The sequence below is a fragment of the Pseudomonas rossensis genome (genome assembly GCF_039888995.1).
Classification (GTDB): domain Bacteria; phylum Pseudomonadota; class Gammaproteobacteria; order Pseudomonadales; family Pseudomonadaceae; genus Aquipseudomonas; species Aquipseudomonas rossensis.
The window spans coordinates 1-9,207 of sequence record NZ_JBBWCB010000181.1 but is presented as its reverse complement, the minus strand read 5'-3'; the positions used below and the strand labels follow the sequence as shown (position 1 = coordinate 9,207).

General features: G+C 58.1%; 3 protein-coding genes. 1 reads left to right on the top strand and 2 read right to left on the bottom strand.

Translation table 11 applies throughout. The features are described 5' to 3' along the window. A partial coding sequence (locus tag WLY71_RS27755) for a CS1 type fimbrial major subunit (RefSeq protein WP_347806103.1) occupies positions 1–442 on the top strand: 442 nt, incomplete at its 5' end. Positions 443–574: 132 nt separating this feature from the next. Here the strand turns inward: WLY71_RS27755 and WLY71_RS27750 are convergent. Together WLY71_RS27750 and WLY71_RS27745 are read right to left on the bottom strand one after the other, a co-directional pair. After that, entirely contained in the window at positions 575–5,704 is a 5,130-nt protein-coding gene (locus WLY71_RS27750; protein ID WP_347806102.1) for an NEL-type E3 ubiquitin ligase domain-containing protein, read from the bottom strand. A gap of 146 nt (positions 5,705–5,850) precedes the next feature. Then, complete coding sequence (locus WLY71_RS27745) at positions 5,851–8,967, bottom strand: transglycosylase domain-containing protein (protein ID WP_347806101.1); 3,117 nt, start codon at positions 8,965–8,967, stop codon at positions 5,851–5,853. Between the last annotated feature and the right edge of the window lie 240 nt (positions 8,968–9,207).

Here is a 9,207-nt window from a genome sequence, read left to right as displayed (position 1 = left end):
GACATGGGCTGCCCGGGAAGAGCACACCTTCGAGGTATCCGTGAGCATCCCGACGCGCTCGTTCTACCTGATCCCGGCCGAACCGGACTGGATTCACCGGCCGCAGCGGTTGAACTGGAACCCCTCGACATCGACCCTGAGCAGCGTGCGCAAGCACTTCGATGTGCGGCATGACACCAGCGCCATTGAAGCGCGCCTGGACGCAGCGCCGTACCTGTCGAACGGCAAACCGGGCGACGACATTGCGTTGCGGGTCAGTTTCAACGGCGTGGAATTGAGCCCTGAAAGTGTTCCGCGCCAAGTGGTGTCGGCGGCCGAGGCGGCGGCGGGCAAGCGGGTGTTGCTGGAGATCGATCCGGTGATGCCGTCCGGGGGATACCGCCCGGGGGATTACAGCGGCAACGTACTGTTGTTGTTCAGCGCCAGGGCGCCGGGGGAGTGAGCTGAAACAGGCGCCTCGATATCCGGGATTCGGAAGTGGGCTGAGCAATGTGTCGATCGAGAAGCAGCGCCGAGTGATAAGACTCGGCGCTGGCGTAGGGTCAATCAAAAGATCCCCAGGCGCGTTACATTTTCAAAGCCCGGCTCGTGCCATCGCTGCCCGGGTCAGGTTTCTGGCCAACTCGTTCCGTGCATAGCCCATGTCTTGCACCAGCCTGTTGTAAAACGACGTGCTCATTTTTTCGCCACTGAACACGTCTTTCTCTGGAACGTTCAGCGCTCGGGCCAACGCTTCCAGTTTTTTCTGAAGCGGTGTTGTCTGAGCCCTGTCCTGATTATTTGCCCACTGGTTTTGAACCTCGCGCAGCTCTTCGAGCTGCCCTTGTTTTTCCTTGAAAAGTTGATCGTTCGACTCGAACTGTTCAGGGTAGGTTTTACGCAAATGTTGCTCCCAGAACGGGTTCTCGAATGAATCGACCATCCCATTGACCAGCCCGTCGCCTTTCTCCCGTTCGATGATCGTGTCATAGGCTGTGTCGATTTTTGCCCGATCTACCCCGGATCTCGGTTCAAACAGCATGCCCTCGGACTGCCACGGCAACTCCAGGCGTTTTGCCAGTCCCGTTTCAAACGCCAGGTGCACTTCCACATTATCCGGAGGGGTGTTGTTTGCCGGATTGATCAGAAACTTTTGCTTCTGGCTGCTGATTTCGGCTCTGGCGATATCACCGACCTTTTCCAGGCGAGCGGCGCTACGGGCCAGCCTGACCAGTTTGTCGTCGAGCACCGTGGGGGACGCCGATTCTGTGTACGCTTGCGACACCAGTACTTTGAGCCCCATGTTGTTGAACAGCTGCGATCCGGCATCCGCGCAGCTCTCGGGATCACTGGCCTGTTTAAACAGTTCTTCGCGCAAATCGGAGTCCAGCGCCATGGCATCGATCATTTGCCAGACGCGCTTGGTCAACTGCTTGCGAGCTCCGACGTCCTGGTAGTCCTGGCTTTCTCTCTGCTTACTGATGACCCTGAAAAAATCGGTGGAGCCGGGTTCGGCCATCACATCGTGCCAGGACTCTTCCCTGTGTACTTTGTAACCCTCGGACAAATCGAAAACCGATGGTGCGGTCGAGGACGGCTTCCAATGGCTCAGTTCATCCTCTACAGCTCCTGAATAGGCCTGCTGACGGGCAAAGCCCACGGATTCGCGGTAGTCGCCAAAACGGATCCGGTCGGCATCGGAAAGCCGCATGGTGCCGAATCGCGCACGTGCCAGGATGAACGCTTGATCCGACCCTGGTGCGACCTCCGGTACGGTCTTGATCGGGCATTGGCGCATGTCGAGAGCAAAACCACGCGGGCGGTTTCTCTCGCCGGCCGCGTCGCTGAAAAGACCTTGCGGCCAGTCTTCGATACCGGTATTTGCCAGACCTAATACTTTCAAGTCGCGCATGCCACCGACATTCGGGGGCTGGCGCAGCGGATTGCCGTCCAGCCTCAGAGTTTCCAGGTTGGTGAGGTTGCTCAACTGCTCGAGCGAATTGGCACTCAGACTGATTCGGTTGTCAGCCAAATCCAGGGTTGTCAGCTGACCCAGCTTGCCGATATCGGATGGCACCGTGGTCAATCCTGTGTTGCGGGCACTCAGCTGATGAAGGTTCGGGAAGTCGTTCAATAGACCGTTGCTGTCGACCGAAAAACGCGCTTTGTCCAGGTTCAGCACGGTGATCTGGTCAAGGTATTTGCTGATGTCGGCCAGCTTGCGCACTTGCTTCCACCAACTCTCGAGATCCGGACCCCTGATTTCGGAGGAAAGGTCCAGCGTATAGCCCCCGTGCGCAAGGATGCTGCGCTCGCCGAACGCTTCGCTCTTGCGTTCGAAGCACTCAAGCAGCCGTTCCTCGATATGCCTTCCGCCGTTTTGCAGGAAGTCCCTGTTAATCCCGGCGATGGGATCCCCGACACTGTCGAATTGAGTCGGTTGGTTGTCCCGCCACGCCTGTAAAGTGTTGCGCAATTGCTTGAGGTCATCCCTGATGCGGTCGATGGCCTGGTTGGGATCGCCCTTGGCACGCAATGCCTGAAGAAACCTGGTGACTTGCTGATCGCTCAATTGCGGATGCAGGTCCTTGATCCTCTGCTCCGGGGTTTTTTCGCCAAAGAACCAGAACGGACCACGCACCAGATTGGCGGTTTCAGTCGTGGCAACGGCGCGAATGGGCGGCTCCGCCAGCAATGTTCGGCGTTCGCCCGACGGCGCGGAGATTTCCATGATCCACAGTTTAAGCAGGCGACCGTGACCGCGCGCGTAACCCAATGCCGTGCGCTTGTCGTCGGGCAGGGCATTCAGTATCGCTTCGTAGAAGTCACCGGCTTTGTGCAGCTGCCGGTTGTCCCCGTCGAGCACCTCGTATTGGCCCTGCTCATCGCGGATCAGTAGCCGTACCGTCGAGGCATCATCGGGGCCGACACTACAGCGTAGCGGGCCGTCAAATACGCCATCTCGCACCTCAATGCGAAAATCGCTCAGGCTCTCGTTATGAAGTGTCAGGGTTCTCAACGCTAGCATCTCAGTGTTCGGCACCATCATTTCGTCGCGATAAAAACCGTCGTAGGCGCGGGCGGTGGACGCTTCGAAATTCACTTCGCGCGCCAGGGTTTTGACCCTTAGGGGCAGGCGACTTTCATCGGCTATTCGCCGCCGTTCGGCTGGCTTTGCTTGAGCCAGGACTTTTTCCGCAAGCGGGAGCGGCATGTCCGGGAACGTCTGTTTCAGCACGCGGGTTTGCGCCCTGTTCGACCGTTCACCCGCCTGGTACAGGCGTTTGGAAATTTCGCCCTGACGCTGATCGACGGCCTCCGCCAATCGGTCACGCACTGCTTGGACGCGTTTGGCGCGTGGTACTTCGCGACCCAGCAGGGCGTTGATTTCGGTGTCATTCAAAAAGACAGAAACGCGTTCGGACAGCCGGCCGGACAGAAGCTCCGGCAGGCCGATGCTCAGGGTATTGGTGTCAGTTGCTTTGGCGTTGCCATAGGTGCGTGACTGACCAGTCAAGTCAGACCGTTCATAAACCTTCAGCGCCCGTTCGGCGGGCCAGCCCTGGAGCTTTGTCAGCTGTGGTACGAACCACACGGACGATGGGTCGAGCGGTCGTCCGGCACGGATGTTTGCACTGGCGATCTGCACCTCGTCAAAGGCGCCGAAGCGCTTGATCGCGTCGACCAGCAGCGGCGGCGGTGGTGCATGCTCGATATGCATCCACCGCAGTTCCCCTTCGTCGGTACCGCTGCTGATGCGAATCTGTTCGCGCTCGATTGGCGTAAAGCGCTCGACGCTATGGCCGAGGCGACGCATCAGCGTTTCACCTTCCCAATCGCCCGGATTCTCGCCCTCGAACATCCAGGCGCCGCTGCCGTTGTGTTCGAGCTTCGGCGAGTAGGCATTCGGTCGGGAGGGGTGTTTGAGGCGGTGCGTGGCGCTCGGGTCGTGCGAAGTGGTTTCAACGGCGTAGAGCTTGCCTTCAAGCGGCAGGATGTCCTGATTGAGGTGTCGATGCAGGCCGAGGACGTCGGGTTTCGAATCAGTGGGCAGGTTCAGACTGGCTTGTTCATAAGGCTTGAGATCGGAATGCCACAGCGACTGTTTGCCGTTGGGCAACGTGACCGGGTTCATGCCCTCGACCAGCGCCGACAATTTGAATCGAAGCGTGCTTCCAATCGCTGCACCCGCCCCGAACGCCGCCAGTTGAATGACGTCCGTCACCACGCTGATCATATGCTCGGCTGCTTCAACTGCCAGACCTTCGGCCAGATCGACAACTCCTTCAATGACATCACTCGTCAGTTGATAAGCGGTGTAGGCCATCATCAGTTCGCCCAGACCCGGCACGAATGGCGTGGCGATCAACAGGGCGACGTTGAAAAGGTCCGATACGACTTTCTTGAAGTTGTCCCACCAGGCCCAGCGCGCCTTGGTATCTGTGTCGGCGGTGGACACGGCGATTTCACGCGCGTCGTTGAGGACCTTGTTGAGTTTCTGCTGGTAGGCATATGTCCAGTAACTCCGAGGAACTGGCAGAGACTGGAACTGCAAGCGAAGGTGAGGCACAGGTTCTTCGCGCCACGCCGGACGTTGATCCGTCCGATCTTCTTTGTCATGCCATTTGATGGTGGTGAGGCCTCGATCCAGATTGGCAAAAAAATGCCCGCGCTGCTGTTGATCGACAAACTGGCTGAAGAATTGTCGGTAACTCTGCCTTGCTGAGGCCCCGACCTTGTTTTCGCGCAACTGGCGCGCCAGTTCCGTCATGAAGGCGTCTGTTGATTCGTATTCCTTGAGCGGGTGATCCGGGTCATGGGGAACATAGGCAATGAGCCGTCGAATACCTCGGCTGTCTCGCATGACAGGAAGCAAAAGAACAATGCCGGTCATACGCGTCCCCATCATGGAGAAATCGCAACACAGCATTTGTTTCCCATTGAGGAGCGGTAGAGGTTCGTCCTTTGCCAGCGCCACTATCAGTTTGTAGGCGTCGTATTGGATATCCTCGGTCATCAGCGCCAGTTGCGCGGCGACGGCGAGTGCGTCTTTCTGGCTTTCAGTCACCATCTGTTGAAGGATGGCTTTGGCCATGGGGTCGCCGGGGAGCAGGCAGCTTTCGAGGTATGCGTTATATCGGGCGCCAATGTCCAGTTCCCGGCACAGCGCCTGGAACTGGCTGATGGTCATTTTTCGCTTGATTGGCAGGACATCGAAGTGCCCGCGATGGTCGGGTTCGGTGATGAAGTCCGAGCCGGTATCAACCTGTTCACTCTTTGCAAAGTTGTGTAGCGCCGCATCCAGCATGGACACGGTTCGGGCTGTGACACCATCCCGCAGGTCGATCACATACCAGGGCAAATCCTTGGGAAGGTACAGGCGCACGTAGGTCGTCTTGACGTCATGCTCGACTCCGTAACGCTTTTTGAGCTCTGCCTGGAGCAGGGGCGCGGCGAACGAATGGAGGTCCAGTTTTTCGAACAGTTTGTCGACCGTATTCTGCGAACGCCATGCCTTGAGGTTGGCCGCTTTCAGCTTGTCATGATGGGTGGCGGGCGATGTGGTGTACCACGGCTCAATCTTCAATCCAGTAGCCGCCAGTGCCCGGCCTCTGCCGACAGTGGCACCTTTGAAGTTGTCGCTGATGGTGTTTTTGATGAACTCGTAGTGCCGGCCCTTGTTCATGTTTTGGCCGAGCGTGGGAGCGTCAGACATGGCAATCATCCTTGATCGTTTTAAGAATGATCAGCCTATCTGTCGGGGCTAAAAACAACAGTCTAAAGATCTGTGCCTAACCGGCGCTTTCAGCCGGTAAACAGGTCAGTATTCAAATCTGAAAAATAATTAAATACCACCTGCTGCGCAAAAGCTCACAGTCGCGATGTCGGAACCGGCTGACACGCGACACTGCTACCCGGTTGCAGATACGGCGTCAGAATCGGCGCCATCCCCTTGAGCACTTGCACTGGCAAGGCCGAGGTGAATTTGAACGCTTCGGCCGATTGCCCGGGCACGAACGCAGTCATCGTGCCGAAGTGACGATCGCCGATGTAGAACACGAAGGTCGCGGTGCGGTTAATGGATTTCGAACTCAGAATTCGCCCACCCGAACCGAAGGCTTCGATGCGGTTATCGCCCGTACCGGTTTTGCCGCCCATGGCCAACGGTTTGCCATCCGGCGTGATGAAACTGCCAGAAACACGTTTGGCCGTACCGGCATCGACCACTTGCGACAAGGCTTCGCGCATGGCCGTGGCGACCTCGGAAGGCATCACCCGTTTACCGGCATCCGGGTCATTGATCAGTTTGGTTTCGTACGGCGTATTCGCCGCGAAGTGCAGGCTGTCGATGCGCAGTGTCGGCATGCGCACGCCGTCGTTGAGGATGGTACCGATCAGCTCCGCCAAGGCTGCCGGACGATCGCCGGAACTGCCGATGGCGGTGGCCAGCGACGGCACAAGGTGATCGAACGGATAGCCGACTTTCTGCCAGCGCTGGTGAATGTCGAGGAACGCCTCGATCTCCAGCATGGTGCGAATGCGGCTGTCGCGGGCGCCCTTGTGACGGCTTTTGAACAGCCAGCTGTAGACTTCCTGGCGTTCGAACTGGCTGGCTTTGACAATCTGGCTGAACTTGGCATCCGGGTTGTTCAGCAGGTAACCCATCAACCACAAATCGAGCGGGTGGACCTTGGCGATGAAGCCTTGGTCCGGCAAGTCGTAGGCGCCAGGGCCGTAGCTTTCGTAGAGCCGTTGGAGGCGTTCGTCGGTCAGTTTCTCGGTGAGCTTGGCGCCTTTGAGGTGCGAGCGCACGAACATGTTGAAACTTTCCTGACTGGCCTGTGGCAACAGATAACGATGCACCGCGGCCATGCGGATCGGGGTCGGGCGCATGCTGTCGAGGAAGGTCTCGAGCCGCGCCTGGGTGTCCTTGTTCTTGTACTTCTTCCAGAACTTCAGCAGGAACGACGTGCCTTCGCGGTCGGCGAACGAGGCCAGGTATTCCTGGCGGCGAGGGTCGCGGTCGTCCTTGAGCAATTCGGCGCTGCTGTTGGTGCCTGAATACGTGGTGTAGCGCACCAGGTCACGCATCAGCCGAATGAACGGAAGGTTGATCGACTCGCGCAGGGCATCGCGCAGGGTAGGGAGGCGGCCGTTGTCTTCTTTGCGAAAGTTAACGAATGTGTGCAGCCCGCCACCGGTGAAAAAAGCTTCGCCGGGGCTGGCCGAGTATTTGCGATCCAGTGCAGCGCCGAGCATGCCTGGCAAGTTGCGGTCTTTGTTCTGGATCAGGTAATCGACGGCCCAGCGACTCAGGCGGTCCTGATCAGGGACGTCGACCTTCTTCAGTTCCGGGACGGTCATCGTTGCGTATTTATCGTGCAACTCGGCGATGATCTGCAAATAGGTGGTCATTACACGCATCTTGGCGGTGGAGCCCAGTTCCAGCTTGCTGCCTTCATTGATATCGAACGGCTGGTCGGTGCTGTCGGTCTGCACCCGCACCCGCGAGCCGTCCGGGGTCAGTTCGAACAGCGTGAAGCTGTAGCGCACCTGGGTTGTACTGGTGGGGGTCAGCAGGCGTTCGCCCATCAAGCCGATCTGCGCCGCAAACACAGGGTCGGCCAGATGCTTCAGGTACTCGGTAGCCTGGGTTTGCAACTCGCCTTGCAGGGTGCTGGTGGCGGAAAGATCAAGGCGATCGAGGTCGTACAGCGGACGGTTGAGCAACCCGCCCAGACGACTGCGTGCCACGCTGATGCCCTTGTTGGTTTCGATTGGCTGGATGGTTGGCTGCGTTTGCCAGTCGCGATAGGTCACTTTGCTGGCCAATGCCGCTGCCGCGAGTGGCGCATCGATCACGCTATTGAGTGCCAGCAGACGAATGTGGCTATCGGTGAGGTCGGCCAGTTCATCGTGGCCCTTGGTCAGGTAGTGGGAAGGGCGGCGCTGGGCAATCATCAAAGACAGCATCTCACGCAGGGCCAGACCTTTTTCCGACATGCTTTTCGGATCTGTCTCCTTGCTGGCCAGCCGCTCGTTGGCCTTGTTGAAATCGGCGCCGTACCAGACGCGCAAACCTTCGGCCATGCCATGCACTTCACCGTGGCCCGGTACTGCCGACAGGGGCACGCTGTTGAGGTAATCGCGAATCACGTTCTGCCGGGCTTCGAGGGTCTCCGGTCCGGTCTGATAGGCGCGCACACTGGCGGAAATCATCTGGCGGATTTTTTCTGCGCCTGACACGGTCAGGCCATCGGGCGAATGCCGGTACTTCTCAAGTTGCGTTGCCAGGGTACTGCCGCCCGCCGACTGGCCCGGCAGGTGCAACAACTTGGCAACCTGGGACCACGCAGCCATGCCGAACCGAGGCCAATCCACGGCAGGATTGGCCCGGGGCTGACGGGGGTCGAGCAGAAAGCGGTTTTCGATGAACAGCAAACTGTTGACCACCACGGGGGGGATCGCCGAAAAGCTTGAATACAGTTGTTGTGGGTATTTGTACTGGTAAAGCGGTGCAGCACGGCAATCGGTGATCGACAATCCAGCCTGGATTTTCTCCGCGTAGGGCACGAAAAAGCCCTTATCGGTGTAGTCCATCAGTTTTTGGGAAAACCGGGTTTGTGACGCCACAACGTAGTCGCGCTTGATCAGACGCGGCAGGAATTCATCCAGGAAGCTGTAGCCCAGACGCAGGTCGAAAGGACCGGCGCCGGGATAGCGAATGGCATCGCTGGGACCGGGTTTCAGCTCGTAGCTCAGGGTGGCGGCGAATTGGCTGAGTTCCCGGGATTGAAACTTCGACGTGCGCATTTCCTTGGCCGCAGCCAGCCCCAGGACAATCAGTATTATCAGCAACAACAACCAGAACGCCCCCCAACCGTGCTTGGTACGACTGCGAGGGGGTTTTTCAGGTAAAGGCGCTTCATCCACACGTTCAGTCGGAACCACATTTTTTCTCGAATCGGTTTGCCACAAAACGCCCATAGTCGACTGATCCATTCACGCAGATTGAGAGGACTTGTCTGAAGCTTAGACGGTGGTTGGCGTTGGGGAAAAAATTGTGAACACCGTTGCTGCTGTTTTTTATCCCGGATCCAAGGAGATTTTTGTAATTGGATGGACTCGCCCAAGCCGAGGCGTCAATGCGCCACGGTGGCAGTCTAATCAGCCAACGACAGCGAGGGCGAGTCCATGAAAAAGCATACTTCGATTGATCAATCCCTG

Coding starts and splice junctions, on each gene's coding strand:
- WLY71_RS27750 (WP_347806102.1), bottom strand. CDS start 5,704: ATGATTGCCATGTCTGACGCTCCCACGCTCGGCCAAAACATGAACAAG.
- WLY71_RS27745 (WP_347806101.1), bottom strand. CDS start 8,967: ATGGGCGTTTTGTGGCAAACCGATTCGAGAAAAAATGTGGTTCCGACT.